General features: G+C 72.7%; 12 protein-coding genes, 1 tRNA gene and 1 pseudogene. 9 read left to right on the forward strand and 5 right to left on the reverse strand.

What is annotated here, in order from left to right; genetic code table 11:
* Positions 1-1,179: 1,179 nt before the first annotated feature.
* A pseudogene (locus tag K7G61_RS02695) lies at positions 1,180-1,988 on the reverse strand (IS5 family transposase).
* A gap of 73 nt (positions 1,989-2,061) precedes the next feature.
* Between K7G61_RS02695 and K7G61_RS02700 the strand changes: the two are divergent.
* Positions 2,062-2,286 carry a hypothetical protein gene (locus tag K7G61_RS02700; RefSeq protein WP_225844940.1) on the forward strand — a complete coding sequence of 75 codons (225 nt, stop codon included), beginning with the start codon at positions 2,062-2,064 and terminating at the stop codon, positions 2,284-2,286.
* Positions 2,287-2,654: 368 nt separating this feature from the next.
* Positions 2,655-4,052, forward strand: a complete 1,398-nt coding sequence (locus tag K7G61_RS02705; RefSeq protein ID WP_225844941.1) for a site-specific integrase — start codon at positions 2,655-2,657, stop codon at positions 4,050-4,052.
* Between the two features lie 165 nt (positions 4,053-4,217).
* Here K7G61_RS02705 and K7G61_RS02710 read toward each other — a convergent pair.
* A tRNA-Ser gene (locus K7G61_RS02710) sits at positions 4,218-4,304 on the reverse strand.
* Between the two features lie 76 nt (positions 4,305-4,380).
* Positions 4,381-5,703 (reverse strand): S1C family serine protease, encoded by a 1,323-nt coding sequence (locus tag K7G61_RS02715; RefSeq protein ID WP_374204029.1) that lies wholly within the window; start codon positions 5,701-5,703, stop codon positions 4,381-4,383.
* 780 nt (positions 5,704-6,483) lie between these two features.
* Here K7G61_RS02715 and K7G61_RS02720 point away from each other — a divergent pair.
* The 3 genes from K7G61_RS02720 (at position 6,484) to K7G61_RS02735 (ending at position 9,924) form a co-directional block, all read left to right on the forward strand.
* Positions 6,484-7,317 carry a glycerophosphodiester phosphodiesterase gene (locus K7G61_RS02720; RefSeq protein ID WP_225844943.1) on the forward strand — a complete coding sequence of 278 codons (834 nt, stop codon included), beginning with the start codon at positions 6,484-6,486 and terminating at the stop codon, positions 7,315-7,317.
* A 331-nt stretch (positions 7,318-7,648) separates the two neighbouring features.
* On the forward strand, positions 7,649-8,596 hold the full coding sequence (locus K7G61_RS37240) for a hypothetical protein (protein WP_374204030.1): 948 nt from the start codon (positions 7,649-7,651) through the stop codon (positions 8,594-8,596).
* 359 nt (positions 8,597-8,955) lie between these two features.
* The gene (locus K7G61_RS02735; RefSeq protein WP_225844944.1) at positions 8,956-9,924 is read left to right on the forward strand and encodes a DUF5926 family protein; all 969 of its coding nucleotides are present in this window, start codon (positions 8,956-8,958) and stop codon (positions 9,922-9,924) included.
* Positions 9,925-10,334: 410 nt separating this feature from the next.
* Here K7G61_RS02735 and K7G61_RS02740 read toward each other — a convergent pair whose 3' ends face one another.
* Positions 10,335-11,027: a bifunctional DNA primase/polymerase gene (locus K7G61_RS02740; protein ID WP_225844945.1), complete on the reverse strand. Its 693-nt coding sequence runs from the start codon at positions 11,025-11,027 to the stop codon at positions 10,335-10,337.
* Between the two features lie 735 nt (positions 11,028-11,762).
* On the opposite strand from K7G61_RS02740, the gene K7G61_RS02745 reads away from it, so the two are divergent.
* Both K7G61_RS02745 and K7G61_RS02750 read left to right on the forward strand, forming a co-directional pair.
* Positions 11,763-13,220, forward strand: a complete 1,458-nt coding sequence (locus K7G61_RS02745; RefSeq protein WP_374204046.1) for a PP2C family protein-serine/threonine phosphatase — start codon at positions 11,763-11,765, stop codon at positions 13,218-13,220.
* Between the two features lie 157 nt (positions 13,221-13,377).
* Entirely contained in the window at positions 13,378-14,937 is a 1,560-nt protein-coding gene (locus tag K7G61_RS02750) for an aminopeptidase P family protein (RefSeq protein ID WP_225844947.1), read from the forward strand.
* Between the two features lie 300 nt (positions 14,938-15,237).
* Here the strand turns inward: K7G61_RS02750 and K7G61_RS02755 are convergent, their stop codons facing one another.
* Positions 15,238-15,684: an ATP-binding protein gene (locus K7G61_RS02755; RefSeq protein WP_225844948.1), complete on the reverse strand. Its 447-nt coding sequence runs from the start codon at positions 15,682-15,684 to the stop codon at positions 15,238-15,240.
* Positions 15,685-15,906: 222 nt separating this feature from the next.
* On the opposite strand from K7G61_RS02755, the gene K7G61_RS02760 reads away from it, so the two are divergent.
* Both K7G61_RS02760 and K7G61_RS02765 read left to right on the forward strand, forming a co-directional pair.
* Positions 15,907-16,839 carry a hypothetical protein gene (locus K7G61_RS02760; protein WP_225844949.1) on the forward strand — a complete coding sequence of 311 codons (933 nt, stop codon included), beginning with the start codon at positions 15,907-15,909 and terminating at the stop codon, positions 16,837-16,839.
* A 200-nt stretch (positions 16,840-17,039) separates the two neighbouring features.
* On the forward strand, positions 17,040-17,852 hold the full coding sequence (locus K7G61_RS02765) for a YcnI family protein (protein WP_225844950.1): 813 nt from the start codon (positions 17,040-17,042) through the stop codon (positions 17,850-17,852).
* The last annotated feature ends 71 nt before the right edge of the window (positions 17,853-17,923 follow it).

The following is a 17,923-nucleotide window of genomic DNA, read 5'->3' on the forward strand; positions in this document are numbered from 1 at the left end:
TGCAGGTCGCAGTGCCAACGGTCGTGCAGCTCGACGCGATCGCCGTCACCGCCAATGTCCGCAGACGCATTCCCCGGAGCGCCACGAAGGTGATCCCGCCTGCGTGCAACCAGGACCCAGGACTGATGCCCTCTCAGTCGGCGGGATAGCCGGTTCATCGGCTTGAGGCTTCCCTCCCCCCATGAGTGCGCGGACTACGGAGACAACGGACTCCCTGGGGGCCCATCGCCTCACCCGTTCGGCCCAACATCCACGATCCACTCCTCAAGAGGTCTTGACGAGTCGCCATAAGCTGACACATAGTCATAGCAGGCGAGTCTTCACGAAGACCTGAAGACAGGATGTCTTGGAGAGACTGGCCTGCTGTGCCTGGAGAGCCGGTGACGCGGTGCTCCAGAAGCACCTGCGCCTTGAGAACTCCACAGAGTGCGCGAACGAGCGAGTGCTTTTGATCCCTGCGCGGCCCGCGTCGAATCGGCGCCGGTCGCGCAGGGGGTCATGACCACTCGTCTTCACGCGGGCCGGCGGCGGACGACAGGAGCCGGGTGGCCCGATCCCCTATCTGGAAGGAGTACGACCGTGCGTCTCGCCATCGGCGATGTCGTCCGCAACCGCAATGACCAGGCTCTCGGCACCGTGGCCGGTGTCGCCACGCATCCTGACGGGCCGCTCGTGGCCGTCCAGGTCAACGCCGACTTAGACGCCGTTTCTTATGGTGGGCTCCAGTTCGGGGTTTGTCCTGACAGAGGTCTGTGGGACGATCTGTTCCATGGACATCAAGCGAAAGGTTCATGCCGCGTAGGCGGCCTGGGCGTCTACGTGCCGAGCAACGACCTCGGCACCAGCCCCCGATCCCGCGGCCCGTTTTCCCGGGCTTGTCCTCGATGGCAACAGCTGAGGTCGTCAGGATCGAGCTCAGCCGGAAGTACCTGTGGCCGGGTTCCACGTACGCAGCAGTACTTGTCTGGAGCCGATTCGTACGCAGTCCGAACCGGCGGCTCTGGTCTCAGAACGATGAGTCCAACTGCAACATCTGGGAGTGCTGTGGCAGTCCCTTCGAGGCCCGCTACTTCCTGGAAGCCGTGGTCCGTGGCATGTCTCGGCAACGACGCTCCGAACTGCGCCGCATCGTCGACGAACTGGATGATCTCTACTGCTGACAGCCCCGGACGGCACCGTTCAGCGAACCAGGCGCCGGTAGTTGATGAGCAACGCCGCGATGCCGACGAAGGCGAGGAAGTGCTCGGCTTTGCGTTCATAGCGGCGGTGAAGCTGGCGGCAGCCGGCCAGCCAGGAGACGCTTCTTTCAACCACCCAGCGGTGGCGGCCGAGCCGCTGGGAGGACTCGATGCCCTTGCGGGCGATGCGGTGGCGTATGCCGCGGGCGCGGAGCCATCGGCGCAGATGGTCGTAGTCGTATCCCTTGTCACCGTGCAGCTTTCCGGGCCGCCTGCGGCGCGGGCCGCGGCGGGAGCGGATGGGCGGGATGCCGCTTACGAGCGGCTGCAGACCCTGGCTGTCGTGCAGGTTGGCGCCTGAGATCCCCAGCGACAGGGGCAGTCCGTTCCGGTCGGTGATCAGGTGAATCTTCGATCCGAGCTTGCCGCGATCGGTCGGATTCGGTCCCGTCAAAGGCCCCCTTTTGTGGCCCGGACACTTACGGAGTCGATCGCACATCGGGACCAGTCCAGCTCACCGCGGGCACCGAGTTCGTCGAGGATGACACGGTGCAGCCTGGCCCACACCCGGTCCCGGCTCCACTGCGCGAATCGCCGGTAGACCGTGGGCCACGCAGGGCCGAAGACCGGCGGGAGCTGCCGCCACGTACAGCCCGACGTCGCCACGAAGATGATCGCCGCCAACGTCTCGCGGTCACCCGCCCGGCGCCGGCCACCGCCCTGCGGACGTATGACCTACGTGGGAGGCACCACACGCCGAAACAGCTCCCACAACTCGTCCGGCACCAGCCGGTGCACCAGGTCTGCCATGCCCTGACCAACGACCGCCCCAACCAAAAGAAACGGCATCTTACGGCTGGCCGAGCCCGAGGACCTGGATGTCGTGGCCCGCGTCGCCGAGCCGGCGTTGCCCGGCAGCGGGGCGGTGGTTCAGCTCGGGTACGCCGTCGCGGTGCTGCTCGGCTGCGCTGCCGCGAACTCGGCCCGCGACATCGGTGGCGGCTGGGTGCTCAGCCTGCTCGCCGGGGTCGGCGGCGCCGCGGCCGTCCTGTGGCCGGTGCGCTGGAGCCTGCGGTTCCTCCTCCGCCCGCGCCGCTTCCGGGTCTGAACGGCCCCGAGCCTCAACCTCACCCGCCGCGTCCGGCTGCCTCCCGCTCACCCGTCCACCCGCCCGTACCACGTCAGGAACTCGCAACCATGTGTACGAACCCCTTCCTCGCCCACCCCCAGCCCTTAACTGAACCGCGCTCGCTCTTCCCGCACTTGTTCCTCGGGCCACCAGGTTGCAGGGACAACGCGCTTCCCTCGCTCACGCAGCGGCTGGAGACGGCATGACGCTCCCCGCTCCCACCGCCCGCGGCGTCGTGGCCGTGTACGGGCTCGTCGCCGTCTTCGTCCTCGGCGCCGTCGCTCACGCGGTCCGCACACTCAGCCGGCGCGCGCCCGACCCGGCGCGCACCCGCCGGAGGTGGTCACATGCTGACCTACGACGTGCGGATCTGGAGCGTCCGGAGCCGCCCGAGCAAGAGTTCACCCTTCCAACTGCGCTGGCGCGTGGGCCCCGAGGTCCACTACGAGGTGTTCGCCAACGCCGCCCTCGCCGACGGCCGCCGCTCGGAACTCATGTCCGCCGTCCGCAAAGGCGAGCAGTTCGACACAGAGACCGGGCTTCCCGCGAGCGAGTTACGCGAGCGGAAGAAACCGACCTGGTACGACCACGCCTGCGCTTACGCGCTGATGAAGTGGCCGCGCGCCGCCGCGAAGCACCGCGCCGGCATCGCCGAAGCCCTGACCACGGTCACGCTCGTCCTGGTCACCTCCGACAAGGGGATGCCGGACAAGCGGGTCCTGCGACGTGCCCTGCGCATGTGGGCCTTCCAGCTGTGCCGCACCGAAAGGGGACTGGTCGCGCGAAAGGACGCCGAGCCCGTACCGGAGCCGGAGGCCGCGGCCCTTGCCTGGGTCGCCAAGAACTCCCTCAAGATGACCGAGCTCGCACAGTCGGAGAAGCTCAGGACGGCCTTGACGGCGCTGTCCCTCAAACTCGACGGCACGACCGCCGCCGACAACACCATCCGCCGCAAGCGGACCACCTTCAACAACGCCCTCCGCTACGCCGTCGAACGAGACCTCCTCACAGTCAACCCACTCGCCCGCATCGACTGGGAACCGCCGCACACCGACGACGAAGTCGACTTCCAATACGTCCCCGACCCCGCACTCGCCGGCCGCCTCATCGAAGCCGTACGGGGCCAAGGTCCGCGAGGCGAGCACCTGATGGCCTTCTTCGGCTGCCTGTACTACGCCGCCATGCGACCGTCCGAGGCCGCCGCGCTCACCGGCAAGGCCTGTGCCCTTCCGGACGAGGCCGAGGAGGGAGCGTGGGGCGAACTCATCCTGTCCGAGAGCCGCCCCGAAGTCGGCGCAAACTGGACCGACGACGGCCTGCCGTACGAGAAGCGCGGTCTGAAGCGGCGCGCGCGCAAAGCGACCCGCTCCGTCCCGATCCCGCCCGTCCTCGTCCGCATGCTCCGCGACCACAGGGCGACGTACGGCACGACACCCGACGGACGCCTCTTCCGCGCAGCCGGAGGCGGCCGCGTCCGCTCCACCGAGTACACCGAAATCTGGCAGGCGGCACGGCAGAAAGTGCTCACGGCAGACGAACGGGAGACTCCCCTCGCCGAAGTCCCCTACTCCCTCCGCCAAGCCGGCGTGTCCCTGTGGATCAAGGCGGGAGTGGACCCGGTGGAGGTCGCCAGACGTGCCGGGCACAGCGTCGCCGTCCTGTTCCGGTTCTACGCGAAGATCCTCCGCGGTGGCCGGCAGCAGGCCAACGACATGATCACGCAGGCCCTCGCCGACCAGCAGTGATCGCGCACCGTGGTCACGTCCGGCCCGCCCGGAACCTGACCACAGGTTGGCCACACGCACTGGTCACCAGGGGCACGAAGGGGCACACAGGCGGGACGGGCAAGAAAACGGGGGCGGGTCTCGGTGAACCGAGACCCGCCCCCACCTGCGCGTTTGCTACCTGCGCGGAGGCTGTGGGATTTGAACCCACGGTGACATCGCTGCCACGACGGTTTTCAAGACCGTTCCCTTCGGCCGCTCGGGCAAGCCTCCCCGGGGCGCCCTTGGCCTCGGGAGGGAGGGGTGGGGCGCCGTCGGGGACAGCTTAGTGGAGGGGGTGGGGGGAAGGTCAGTTGGTGGAGTCGCCGACGCGGCTGCCGAGGGTGACGGTGGTGGTGTGGGTGGAGCCGTCACGGGTGTAGGTGACGGTGACCTTGTCGCCGGGGGAGTGGGTCCAGATCTCGCCGATCAGGGTCTGGCCGCTGTCGATGATGGTGCCGTCGAACTTGGTGATGACGTCGCCCGGCTTGAGGCCGGCCTGGGCGCCCGGGCCGCCCGGGGTGACGTCGTCGGCGGAGGGGCCGATGCGGGCTCCGTCGCCGTCGTAGGCGGTGTCGAGGCTGACCTTCATTACCGGGTAGACCGGTTGGCCGGTCTTGATGAGCTGGTCGGCGACGCGCTTGGCCTGGTTGATGGGGATCGCGAAACCGAGGCCGACGCTGCCGCCCTGGCTGCCCGGGGAGGTGTTGCCGGCGGGCTGGATCGCGGAGTTGATGCCGATGACGGCACCGTTGGCGTTCATCAGCGGGCCGCCGGAGTTGCCGGGGTTGATGGAGGCGTCGGTCTGGATCGCGCTCATGTACGAGGCCGGGCTCGACCCCTGGCCGTCGCTGGAGGCGACCGGGCGGTGGACGGCGCTGACGATGCCGGTGGTGACGGTGCCGGACAGCCCGAACGGCGCGCCGATGGCGATGGTCGCGTCTCCGACCCGGGCGTCGTCGGAGTTGCCCAGCGGGAGCGGGGTGAGCTTGACGCCACTGGCGCTCTTCAGCTTGACGACCGCAACGTCGTACCCCTGGGCGCGGCCGACCACCTCGGCGTCGTAGGTGTTGCCGTTGGAGAAGGTGACGGTGAGCTTGCCCCCGTTGGCCGCCGGGGCGACCACGTGGTTGTTGGTCAGGATGTGGCCCTGGGTGTCGTAGACGAACCCGGTGCCCGTGCCGCTCTCCTGACTGCCGCTGGCCTTGATCGTGACGACGCTGGGCAGCGCGCGGTTGGCGATGCCGGCCACGGAGTTGGGGGCCCGGTCGAGCGCCTTGATGCTGCTGGGGGCGGAGATGGTGGTGGAGCCGGAGTTGTCGTTGTTGTGCTTGGCCACCTCGTAGCCGATGCCGCCGCCCACGCCGCCGGCCACCAGCGCGGCCACCACGACCGCGGCGACCAGGGCGCCGACCCCGCGCCGCCGTCCGCCGGAGCCCGAACCGGAGCCGGATCCCGGGCCGGAGCCGAAGCCGAAACCGCCGGGACCGGTCCCCGAGCCGGAGCCGTCGCCGGACGGCACGGGAGCACCCCACACCGGGCCGCCGCCCCCGCCGCCGCCCCCGCCCTCGGACTGCGGCGCGCTCGTACCGCCGTACGCGCCCGCCGACGCGTACGCGGGCGTCGCCGGCACGGCGAAGGGATCGGCGACCGGGTTCGGGCCCGGGTTCGGGCCAGGGCCCGGGTTCGGGTTCGAGGCAGGGCCAGGCTGCGGGCCGGGGCCCGGCTGGGGAGCAGGGCCGGGGGCGGCTCCCGCCCCGTTCGCGTACGCCGAACCCGGCGGCGCGGGCTGAGGGGCGTGCGCCGGCTGGGAGGCCGGCGGTTCGGCCGGCGCGGCGGGCCGGTCCGCGGAACCGTACGCCTGCTTCGCGCCCTCGTACGCCCCCGACGGCGTCCCCGCCAGTTCGCCGGGCGGCGGGCCGTAGGGCGACGGCGGGCCGACCGGCGGCGGTGCCTGCAAGGGAAGCGCCTCGGTTCGCGGCTCGTCCGCCACCCGCGGGTCGGCCGGGGCGGTACTCGCGGGCGGCGCGGACGGGACCGGGGGCGCCTCGGAAGGAGCGGCAGGCGGAGCAGCCGGAGCCTGGGCACCGTCGGACGCGGCACCCTCACGCGCGACCGCCGCCGACTCCGCAGCCGGCTGGGCTGACCCGGCTTCGTTCTCGGTGCTCACAGCGAATCTCCTCAGGTTCAGGACAAAATCAAGGCTGAACACAGCATTTCCCACGGCGTGTCGGACCGCCGTAAGCGGTAGCTGTGCGTTCCGCGGCGGTGCGGCGCGCGCGGAAGCGTACGTGGCGGCACGCGCCGGCGCACCACCGCGCACGCGCGGTGCGGTACAGGTACGTACCACCCGCCGCGGCGGACCACGCCACCGGGCGGCCGCTCTCACCCCCGCCGGTGGCACCATGGCCCGGTGACGTTCGTACGCGCGGTCCCGGAGCCGTACCCCCACGGGCGGCCGGTCCAGGTCGTCGCCCACCGGGGCGCCTCCGAGGACGTACCAGAACATACGCTCGCCGCGTACCGGAAAGCCATCGAGGACGGCGCGGACGGGCTGGAATGCGATGTACGGCTCACCGCGGACGGCGAGCTGGTGTGCGTGCACGACTGGCGGGTGAACCGGACGTCCAACGGCAGGGGCGCGGTCTCCTCGCTGGAGCTGGCCGACCTGGCCGCGCTGGACTTCGGCTCGTGGAAGGGGCAGTACGCCGACCCGGAGACGCCCGAGCGGTACGACCCCGGCGAGCGCAGCCGCGTCCTGACCCTGCGCCGGCTGCTGGAGCTGGTCGCCGAGACCGAGCGCCGGGTGGAGCTGGCCATCGAGACCAAGCACCCCACCCGCTGGGCCGGCCAGGTCGAGGAGCGGCTGATCGACCTGCTGCGCGAGTTCGGCCTGCACCGTCCGCCGCCGGGTGAGCCCTCGCGGGTTCGGGTGATGAGTTTCTCGTCACGTTCGCTGCGCCGGATCCGCGTCGACGCGCCCGAGCTGCCGACCGTCTACCTCATGCAGTACGTCACACCGCGCCATCGCGACGGGCGGCTGCCCGCGGGGGTGCGGATCGCCGGGCCCAGCATGCGGATCGTGCGCGCGAACCCCGGTTACGTGGCCAAGGCGCACCAGCTCGGGCACCGCGTGCACGTCTGGACGGTGGACGAACCGGCCGACGTGGACCTGTGCGCGCGGCTCGGCGTCGACGCGGTCATCACGAACCGTCCGCGCGAGGTGCTCGACCGGCTGGGCCGCTGAAGCGCTGAGCACTGACGCCCTGACCCACTGACGCACTGACGCACCGCCGCGAACGCCCGGGGACGAACGGAGACGATCCGAGACGGCCCGAGACGACCGGAAACACCCGTAAAGGTCTTCTGACCAGCCATTGTCCCAATCACACGGGTAAGGGCGCTTACCGGGAGTGCCGGGGCGCGAGCGGAGCGTGGCGGCTCGCAAAGGATCGTGCCCGGGGCATAGGCATATGGGGGCCTCGCATGGAGTGCGTCAATAGATCGCGGTTGGGCCGTTTCCGGCCGAGTCCCGGAGGGCATTGACCCTGTGGCGTGGGGTGAAGGAGGTATCGGGGGTGTCGTCGATGGTGGCCCAAGAGGTGCCGACGTCCACGACCATGGCCCTGCCCCATGGTCCGACGGGCGTCGCGGAAGCGCGCAGAAGACTGCGTACGGATTTGTACGCGCGGGACGTACCGGAACCGGTCGTCGACGACGCGGTACTCATCCTCTCCGAACTGCTCAGCAATTCCTGCCGGCATGCCCGGCCCCTCGGCGATCGCGGTTGGGCCGGCGGTCGCCCCGGCGGCAGCGGCGAAGGCGGCGGTACGGTCCAGGCGGCGGGCGCGCAGGCGCCCGCCCGGCGTTTGTCCAGGCGCATGACCGGGGGAACGGGCGCGGGCGCGGACACCGGTGCGATCGCGGGCGCGGGTTCCGCCGCTGGCGTGGACATGGGCCTGGACACGGGCGCGAACACGGGCCTGGACACGGGCGCGGACGCCGGCGCGCTCGCGGACACGGGCGCGCGTGCGGAGAGGAGCGGGCGTACGGACAGGCGTGCGCGCCTCGTCGCCGGCACGGACATGGGCACAGGCACGCGCCTGGGCGTCGGCGGCGACGCGGGCGGCGCGCGCCTCATCCCCGATCAAGCCCCGGCCCCTGCCCTGGATCCCGCCCCCGGCGAGGACCCGGAGCCGGCCGCGGGCGGCATAAGGGCGTCGTGGTCGGTCGGCGCGGACGGGCTGCTGGTCCTGGAGGTAACGGACGGCGGCGGGCCCACCCGGCCCCGGCCGGCCAGCCCTTCCCTCACCGCGCACGGGGGCCGCGGCCTCGGCATCGTCTCCGCCCTCGCCCAGCGCTGGGGGGTACGGGACGCCCCGGGCGAAGTCACCGTATGGGTCGTGCTCCCCGTCCGCGGCCGTCACGCGCGCCGGGACGATCCCCCGACCGGCATCGGCCTGCCCCGCGGTGTCCCGCTGGAACTGCCGCTGGACCTGGCGGAGTCACTGGACGACCTGAGCTGACGATCTGAGCTGAGGCGGCCCCTGGCCGGGCGGCACCCCGGCCGGCACCCCGGCCGGCACCCCGCAGCCGGGAGTCGGGCCGGGAGTCGGGCCAGGAGGCCTCAGCCGCGAGCCGCCCGACCGACCGCGAGCCGACCGACCGCGAGCCGCGCCGGGCCGGCCGTGGTCAGGCCGGCCGTGGTCGGGCCTGGGGCGCGAGCGGGCCCCGGAGTGGGCCCGGGAGCGGGCCCCGGAACGGGCCCCGGAGCGGGCCCCGGAGCGGGCCCCGGCCCGAGCCGACCGCAAGGCGTTCACGTACCGCACCCGCCCACCCCGCTAGGCTCCCCCGGGAACACCGCCGTACCGGGAGAGACCCAGCCATGGCCAAGAAGCGCGCGACCACCACCAAGAGCAAGGCCACCAGCGGCACCGCGGGCGCGATCCCCGTGGTGGGCGCGCGGGAGCCCTGCCCGTGCGGCTCGGGCCGCCGGTACAAGGCATGCCACGGCCGCGAAGCCGCCCACGCGGTGACGGAGCTGGTCCGCCGCCCCTTCGAGGGACTGCCCGGTGAGTGCGACTGGGTGGCGCTGCGCGAACTCGTACCGGCCGCGACGGTGGAGCTCACGCTGAAGGACGGCCTGCCGCAGGGCGTGCCGTCGGTGACCCTGGCGACCGTGCTGCCGATGGCCTGGCCCGGCCTGCGCCGCGACACCGGGGGCGTCCTGCTCGGTCTGCAGAACGACGCCACGACCGGGGACATCAGCCGCGACCTGGCCGGCACCCTGCAGCGCACGCTGACCGCCGAGCCGGGCAACCCGGTGGAGGGCCGCCGCCCGGCCCCCGACGGCCCGCGGCTGCAGGACCTGCTCGACCTGGACGCCCCGTTCACGCCCGAGATCCACCCGGGCTTCGAGTTCTGGCTGGAGGACCCGGACGCCGCGACCGGCGAGGTGGCCGCTTCGCTGGAGCGCGCCAACCAGGCTGCGATCCCGACCGTCCGGCTGACCGGTGTGGAGGCTGGCTACTGGTGCCACACCCCGGAGAAGAACCACCTGCGGTGGGTCATGCCGCACCCGGAGGACGCGCTGCTGGACGCGCTGGCCCGGCTGCACGCGGCGGGCGCCTCGTCGCTCGGCGACGGGACGCGGCTGGTCGGCTCGTTCCGCGCGCACGGTCTGATGGTCCCGGTCTGGGACCTGCCGGCGGACATGCCGGCCGACGAGGTCGAGAAGCCGGCCGCGCAGTTCCAGGAGCGGCTCGCCGAGACGCTGGCCAACACCGGCCCGCTGAGCGCGGAGGAGCGCCGCGCCCGCAGCGGCTTCACCAACCGCCAGATCACCTTGAGCTGAACCGCCGGCAGAAGGGGGCCGTCGGCACCCCCGAACGGGGGTGCCGACTGAGCGTTCGCTCAGTGATGTCGATCACAACAGGCCGCAAAACCCCGGGAATTCGGCGGTCCCCTCCGGTTGCGGGATTTGCGAACGGCACAAGTCTTGTTACCGTTTGAGCAGCCCGGTCGCTGGTGCATCCCCCGTCGCCAGCGACCGGGCCTTTTGCTGTCCGCACGCCGCCGCCATTCCTCGTCGCATAGAAAGCCGACGTCACACAGGACGCGGACGTCATGGCGGGCGCGGTCGCCGCATAGGTCGCGGTCGCGAGGGCGCGACACAGCAGGCGGCGTCGGGACTCCGCACAGGGCGCGGATACGAACCCGCCGTATACGAACGGGTGTGGGCGCGCGGCCGCCGGGGATGGGGCGTCAGTAGGTGAGCCGGTCGCCGTCAGGCGCGGTCCGCCCCGCCCGCACCATGGCGTCGACCAAGGTGCCCAGCCTCGGCAGCCAGGGCGCGGTCCCGCCTGGCTCGACAACCGGCGGGCGCACCCAGCGCAACTGCCCCGCGCTGCTGCTGTACGGCGGCAGGGCCACGTACCCCCCGTCGCCGTGGTAGCGCAGGGACGTGGGCACCCACTCCTGGCTGTCGAGGAGCTCGCCCAACTCGGCGAAACGGTAGGGAGCGACAAGGAAGACGTAACGGGTGGGTGTGGCGACCACCGGGCCGAGGCGGAAGCCGAGTTCCTCGATCGCGTCCAGGGCGCGTGCCCCGGCGGCGGCGGGCAGGCTCGCGGCCGACACCTCGTCGCCGGTGGCGAGGACCACGGGTGCGTCCGGACGGTTGGTCCACCACCAGCGGACCATCCGCGGGTCGCGCGTGGCGGCGAGCAGTCCGGGGTCGAGAGGGTGCACGCCCGGCACCGGGCAACTGGGGTGCGGGCAGGCGCACGGAACGGGCCCGGCGGTCCGCCAGGCGCCCCGCCGGTCGAACCCGACACCGGGCACCACGCGCCATTTCCACTGCTCGGCGTAAGTGAGCGCCGCGTTGAGCAACGCGGCCCGCCCCTTGCGCTGGAGCTGGAGTGAGAGCTTGCGTCGCCTTCCGAGGATCTCGCGCATCAGCGCTCGTTCCTTTCCGTTAACGCCCATGGATCTGCCCATTGCACAACGTAATCGTGGAGCACACCGCATACGAGGCAGCGCGGCACGCGCTGCCGGCCGAGCGTGGAACGCGGCGGAGGGTGGCGCGTGCGAGGCGCTCATGTGCGGCGCACACAGCCCACGTCGTGAGCCACTGCCCGTGGTCCCGCTGGGCGCGGCACCCCTCACCACTCGGGGTTGGGTCGGCCGTCAACCGTTTACGTACGTACGACGCTGTAGCCGGACTTGGGGTTCCTACCCACCACCCGCGACATGACGCGCTGTTGGCTGGGATCAGTCGACAGGGCGCATGAACCGGGGGTAGCGGTTTTGAGCCAATGTCCCGTCAACTTACGTCGACCGGACCACGGGCCGCAAGCCTCCGACACCTTTCCGTGTACCGGGACAATCCTGGACATGCCCACGATCGTGCGTGTAGAAGTGGGGTCCTTGATAGCGGCGCAGCACGACATGGGGGTTTGCGATGCTATTCATGCAGTTGCTCCGCGCACCACGGCCGAAAAGCACCGATTGCCCCACTCGCCGTTCGCCCGGTACGCTGGCCGGAAGTCCCCGGCCATGAGTCCCGCGCACGTCAGAAAAGTGGCTGGAACCGAATCACCTTCTTCCGGCACGGCGCACACTGACGCCGTCACGGTGACGCAGGCGCCCGTGTCCGGATTCCCCGCCCCGCCGGCCGGCCACCCCGAGCGCATGCCGGCCCGCGGCACCCCCGATCACTCGCTCGCCGTCCAGGACCGGCTCGCCGCCTGGGTGTGCGACCTGTCGCTGCTCCACGAACTCACCGAGCGGCTCGCCCGCACCTCCCATCTCGACGGCGCCTTGCGCGAGGTGCTCCAGGCCGGCGCCACTCTCGTCGGCGCCAGCCGCGGCATGATCGCCCTCAACCCCGAGGACGGCCTCGGCCCCGAGTGCACTGTCGGCCTGGGGCTGACGCGCGCCGACCTCGGCACCCTGGAGACGGTTCCCGGGGCGGCGGGCGGGTCGTGGACGGCCCCCGCCGCCCCGACCGCGCCCTTGGTCGCGGACGCGCCCGCATCCCTGAATGCGCCCGCATCCCTGGAGGCGCCCGTCTCCCTGGAGGCGCCCGTCTCCTTGGACGCGCCCGCACCCGCGGCAGAGGGCGCGCCTCCTGCCGCGGGTGGAGCCCAGGCACCGCTCCCCACCTCCATCGACGAGATCCTGCACCGCGACCTGCGGGCCGAGCCGGGCCTGGCCCCGCGCCATCGCGAGGTCGCAGCGCAGCTCGGGCTCGCCGCCAGTTACGAACTGCGGCTGGCCGCCGACCCGGTCGGCCCGCTCGGCTCCGCGGTGTGGTTCTACGACGAGCCCGCGGAACCGGCCGACCGCCAGCGCCGCCTGGCAGGCCTGTACCTGCGCTTCGCCGCCGAGCACCTGGCCCGCTGCCTGGACCTGGCCCGCGCCCGGGGCGTCGCCGCGGCCCTCGCCACGGAACTGCTGCCCGCCCGCCTGCCCCGGGTGCCGGGCGTACGCATGGCCGTACGCCACCGGACCGGCCCGCGCGGCGGCGGGGACTGGTACGACGCGTTGCCGCTGCCCGAGGGGGCGCTCGGGCTGGCGGTCGGCGGGGTGACGGGAGCGGGGCCCGGCGCGGTCGCCGCGATGGGGCGGCTGCGGGCTTCGCTGCGGGCCTACGCCGTGATGGAGGGCGAGGACCCGGTCGCCGTGCTGTCCGACCTCGAACTGCTGATGCGGCTGACCGAGCCGGCCAGGTCGGCGACGGCGCTGTTCGCCTATGCCACGTCCGCTCCCGGAGGGCGCCGCCTGACCCTGGCCGGCGCGGGCCACTGCCCGCCGCTGGTGGTGGGCGACCGGCGCTGCGAGTACGTGGAGACCTCGCTGTCCGCCCCGCTCAACATGCTCAGTTGCTGGGAGGCGCCCAGCGTGGAGCTGTGCGCGCGCCCCGGGGAGAGCCTGCTGCTGTTCACCGACGGGCTGCTGCACCGCACCGGCGAGCCTGCCGACCGGGCCTTCGCGCGGCTGCACTCCGCCGCGCAGAGCGCCTCCCGTGCCGTCCGCGCCGACCCCGAGCGGCTCGCCGACCACGTCCTGCACACCATGCTGCCGGACGGCATGGACCGCACCGACGGGGCGGAGGACCTGGTCCTGCTGGTGGCCCTGTTCGACTGAACGGGCGGGGGCGGGGGCCGAGGGCGGACGGGCGAACGCGCGAGCGAGGCGGGGCCGGGCGCGCGCGGCCGGTCGGCGAGGCCGGTGGGCGGGTGCGCGCGGGGTTTTCCACAGGCGGCCGGCCGCCCTCCTCCGCCCCCGCCCGCACGCCCATACGATGGACGAAGGATTCATCGCGAGGAGGCAGGACGTGGCGGAGGCGGACCCGAAGACCCAGGACCAGCGGGAACAGGCACTTCAGGACCAGGGCGACCAGCAGGACCAGAAGGACCGGAAGGACCGGCAGGACGCCGAGGACGAGGCGATCAAGCAGCGCAAGAACCGGCTGTACCCCGCCGTGTCCGACGAGCTGACCGCCGTGATGAAGTCCGGCTGGGCCGACACCGAGCTGCGCGGCCTGGAGCCGGTCCCGCAGGCCGGGTACACGGCGGCGCGGCGCGCCGCGCTGTCCGCCCGCTTCCCCGGCGAGCGGATCGTGGTGCCGGCCGGCAAGCTGCGCACCCGGGCCAATGACACGGATTACCCCTTCCGCGCCGGCACCGAGTACGTCCACCTCACCGGCGACCAGACCGAGGACGGGGTGCTGGTCCTCGAACCGAGCGAGCAGGGCCACGAGGCGAGCCTCTACCTGCTGCCGCGCTCCGACCGGGACAACGGCGAGTTCTGGCTGAGCGGCCACGGCGAGCTGTGGGTCGGCAGGCGGCACAGCCTGGCCGAGGCCGAGCAGCTTGTGGGCATCCCCTGCAAGGACGTGCGCAAGGTCTGCGACGAGCTGCGGGCGGCGAAGGGCCCGGTCCGGGTGGTGCGCGGTTACGACCCCGACGTGGAGGCCGCCCTCACCGACAAGGTGACCGCCGAGCGCGACGCGGAACTGACCGAGTTCCTGTCCGAACTTCGCCTGGTCAAGGACGAGTTCGAGATCGGCGAGCTCCAGCAGGCGTGCGACTCCACGACCCGCGGCTTCGAGGACGTGGTGACGTCGCTCGACAAGGCGGTGGCCACCTCCGAGCGCTGGATCGAGGGCACGTTCTTCCTGCGCGCCCGCGTGGAGGGCAACGACGTGGGGTACGGCTCGATCTGCGCCGCCGGCCCGCACGCCACCACCCTGCACTGGGTACGCAACGACGGCCCGGTCCGCCCCGGCGAACTCCTGCTGCTGGACGCCGGCGTGGAGACCCGCACCCTCTACACCGCCGACGTCACCCGCACCCTGCCCATCAGCGGCACCTTCTCCCCGCTGCAGCGCCGGATCTACGACGCGGTGTACGACGCGCAGGAAGCGGGCATCGCCGCCGTCAAGCCGGGCGCCGCCTTCCGCGACTTCCACGACGCGGCCCAGCGGGTGCTCACCGAGCGGCTGGTGGAGTGGGGACTGATCGAGGGCCCGGTCGAGCGGGTGCTCGAACTCGGCCTCCAGCGCCGCTGGACGCTGCACGGCACCGGCCACATGCTCGGCCTGGACGTCCACGACTGCGCACACGCCCGCACCGAGACCTACGTGGGCTGCACCCTGGAGCCCGGCATGGTCCTCACCGTCGAGCCCGGACTGTACTTCCAGGCGGACGACCTCACGGTGCCCGCGGAGTACCGGGGCATAGGCGTCAGGATCGAGGACGACATCCTGGTCACGCCGGACGGCCACCGCAATCTCTCGGCGGCGCTGCCCCGCGAGGCCGGCGAGATCGAGACGTGGATGGCCTCGCTGCGGGCCCGGTGAGGAGCCGGTAAGGCCGGCAGGCCCCGGGAGGTACGGCTGATACAGCAGGCCCGGTGAGCCGAGCGGGGGCCGGACGGGCCCGGTGAGCCGAGCAGGCCCGGTGGGCCGGTGACCTGCCGGGCCCGGGTGGCCCGGGGTGCCCGTGACCTGCCAGGCCCGGGTGCCCCAGTGCGCGAGTGACCCGGTGGGCCCGTGGCCCGGTGAACCCGGGCCCGGTGGCCCGGGTTCACCCGGTCGACTCAGCGGCCCCGTGGGGCCCGTGGTCCGTGGCGGTGCGGTCGCTGTCCGCCGGCTCCGCGGTCAGGAGGCCTTGAGGAGCGCGCCGTCACGCCATTTGAGCACCTTGTCAAAAGAGACGACCGTCCCGTGTCCGGGACGGTCGTGGAAGTGGACGTGGTCCACCAACGCTTCGATCAGGAACAGCCCCCGCCCGTGCTCGGCGTGCTGGCCCCGGTGGGCCGGCGGCCGGGCCGGATGGCGGAGGAAGCGGTCGCGGGCGAAACCCGGTCCGGAGTCGGCCACCTCGATCCGGCAGCGCTCCCCGTCGATCTGCGCGGTGACGCTGTAGTTGGTGGCGGTTCCGGCGTGTTCCACGGCGTTCGCGCACGCCTCGGTGAGCGCCACCGAGAGGTCGAAGGAGATGTCGGGATCCACCCCGGCGGTCTCCATCGTCCCCAGGAGCAGTCTCCGGGCGAGCGGGACGCTCGCAGCCTCGCGCCGCAAATGGAGGGACCACCAGATGCTCATGCTCCAGCCTCCTGGTTGCGGCTCGACATACGGTTACGTATTGCCGCGAAAGGCAGCCGATAAGCGTGGCGTTGACGTGATACCGCTCATTCGGCCGACGCGGAGGCTCGCGGCGGCAGTGTAGGGACCACCTGGCGTAACGTCCGCGTAACGCGACAACCCACCCACACCGGGCACCCGCTGTGGGCCGCATGGGGCAGCGGTGAGAAGATGGCCGCCGTCATGGCTTCCCCCGCCACCTCCGTGCGCGCAGGCGCCGGCCTGAGACTGCTGCGGGCCGCGGTGTTCACCGCGGTCTGCGTCGTGCTGGCCGCGGCGGGGCACTCACTGGCCGCCGGCCGGCCGGTGCCGGGCACGTCGCTGGCGCTGGCCTGGCTGGCCGTCTTCGCCGTCGTCGCACCGCTCGCCGGGCGGGAGCGGTCGCTGCCGGGCATCGCGACGCTGCTGGCGCTGGGGCAGGTCGTCCTGCACGCGGTCTTCACGATCGGCCGGACGTGCGCCTACGCAGCCGGTGCGGGCGCGGCCGCGGGGACCACCCCCGGCTCGGCCGGGACCTCGGCCGGTGGCGGCCTGGCGGCGCTGGCCGCCCGGCTGACCTGCGGCCTTCACGGACAGCGGCTCACCCCGGCCGCCGCACGCGCCATCGTCAGCCGCGCGGGCCTGGACCCCTCGGCCTATGCGGCGGGTACGGGAGGCGGCCACCTGGCATGGGGGTCCTGGCCGACCGCGATGCCGGGGATGCCGGGCATGCCCTCCCCTTCCGCGGATGCCGACGGCGGCACGGCGGGCGTCGGCGGCGGCGCGTTCCGCGGCGCGCACTCCCTCCTGACCGCGCTCCCCTTCTGCTCGCTGCCCATGCTGCTCGGCCACTTGCTGGCCGCCGTGGTGGCGGGCTGGCTGCTGCGCCGCGGTGAGGCCGCGCTGTGGCGGCTGATCAGGTTGTCCCTGCGGGTCCGCGGCGCCCGTCCGCTGTCCCCGGCCGCCGCCCTGCGGCGCGCCCACGCGCTGCTGTCGGCCCTCGCGAGCCGGTCCCCGTACCCCTGGCCGCGCGGCCGGGCGGGTACGGATGCCGCCGCCCCGGGGCGGCACCGCACGGTCTGGCTGCGGCACTCGGTGGCCAGGCGCGGCCCTCCGGCGTTCGCCCTGGCGGCCTGACGCGGCATCGAATGTCCTGATCCATCCGGGAATCACCACTTTTACTACTGCACGCGGGTGATTCCCGGTCACTTCTCCGTTCCCGGTCGCGGGACGAGGGAGGGGACGGAAGGGACGGCGGCGCGCGGCCGGTCGGTCCGCCACACCACGCCACGCCACCGTCACGTGCCATTCCCCTCTCACCGTGGAGAACCCCTGCCATGAGCAGCTCACGCATGTCCCGTCCGCCCCGCCTCAGGGGCCGGGCCGTGACCGTCGCCGCGCTCGCCGGATCGGCCGTCCTGCTGACCGCGGTGCCCGCCTTCGCGCACGTCACCGTGCAGCCGGACACGGCCGCCAAGGGCAGCTACAGCACCGTGGACTTCAAGATCCCCAATGAGGAGGACAGCGCCTCCACCGTGAAGATCGAGGTCTTCCTGCCCACCGACCACCCCATCGCCTCGGTGTCGCTCCAGCCGGTGCCCGGCTGGACCGCCCAGGTCGCCACGTCGAAGCTGGCCACTCCGCTGAAGACGGACGACGGCACCGTCACCCAAGCGGTCAGCAAGATCACCTGGTCGGGTGGAAAGATCGGACCCGGTCAGTTCCAGCAGTTCCCGGTCTCCTTCGGCCCGCTGCCGGACGACACCGGCGCATTGTCGTTCAAGACCCTGCAGACGTACGACAACGGCGACATCGTGCGCTGGATCGACCTCCCCCAGGCGGGCCAGCCCGAGCCGGAACACCCCGCGCCGACCCTGACCCTGACGGCGGCAGCCCCCACCGGTACGAACGGCGCGCCCGGCTCCCCCGCCGGCGCTCCCGCGGCCGACGCCAAGGGCCCCCGGCAGGCCGCGGCCGGCCCATCGAGCGGCGGCACCGACACCACCGACGACACCGCCCGCGCCCTGGGCATCGCCGGCATCGTGGCCGGGCTGCTGGGCGTCGGCTTCGGCGTGTTCGCCGGCCGCCGCCGCGCCCCCGCCGCCACCTCGCCGGGCAGCACGCCGGGCACCTCGGACCCGTCCGCCTGAGCCGGCGCGGGCCGGGCGGCCGGCGTGCGCGTACACGAGGAGATCTCCTCCCACCCGTACGCCCGCCGGCC

It is taken from the genome of Streptomyces sp. HPF1205, from assembly GCF_020400825.1.
GTDB lineage: Bacteria > Actinomycetota > Actinomycetes > Streptomycetales > Streptomycetaceae > Actinacidiphila.

Excerpts from the sequence above, each read along its gene's own strand:
- K7G61_RS02705 (WP_225844941.1), top strand. The coding sequence starts at position 2,655 with ATGCTGACCTACGACGTGCGGATCTGGAGCGTCCGGAGCCGCCCGAGC.
- K7G61_RS02735 (WP_225844944.1), top strand. The coding sequence starts at position 8,956 with ATGGCCAAGAAGCGCGCGACCACCACCAAGAGCAAGGCCACCAGCGGC.
- K7G61_RS02740 (WP_225844945.1), bottom strand. The coding sequence starts at position 11,027 with ATGCGCGAGATCCTCGGAAGGCGACGCAAGCTCTCACTCCAGCTCCAG.
- K7G61_RS02745 (WP_374204046.1), top strand. The coding sequence starts at position 11,763 with ATGCCGGCCCGCGGCACCCCCGATCACTCGCTCGCCGTCCAGGACCGG.
- K7G61_RS02750 (WP_225844947.1), top strand. The coding sequence starts at position 13,378 with ATGGACGAAGGATTCATCGCGAGGAGGCAGGACGTGGCGGAGGCGGAC.
- K7G61_RS02755 (WP_225844948.1), bottom strand. The coding sequence starts at position 15,684 with ATGAGCATCTGGTGGTCCCTCCATTTGCGGCGCGAGGCTGCGAGCGTC.
- K7G61_RS02760 (WP_225844949.1), top strand. The coding sequence starts at position 15,907 with ATGGCTTCCCCCGCCACCTCCGTGCGCGCAGGCGCCGGCCTGAGACTG.
- K7G61_RS02765 (WP_225844950.1), top strand. The coding sequence starts at position 17,040 with ATGAGCAGCTCACGCATGTCCCGTCCGCCCCGCCTCAGGGGCCGGGCC.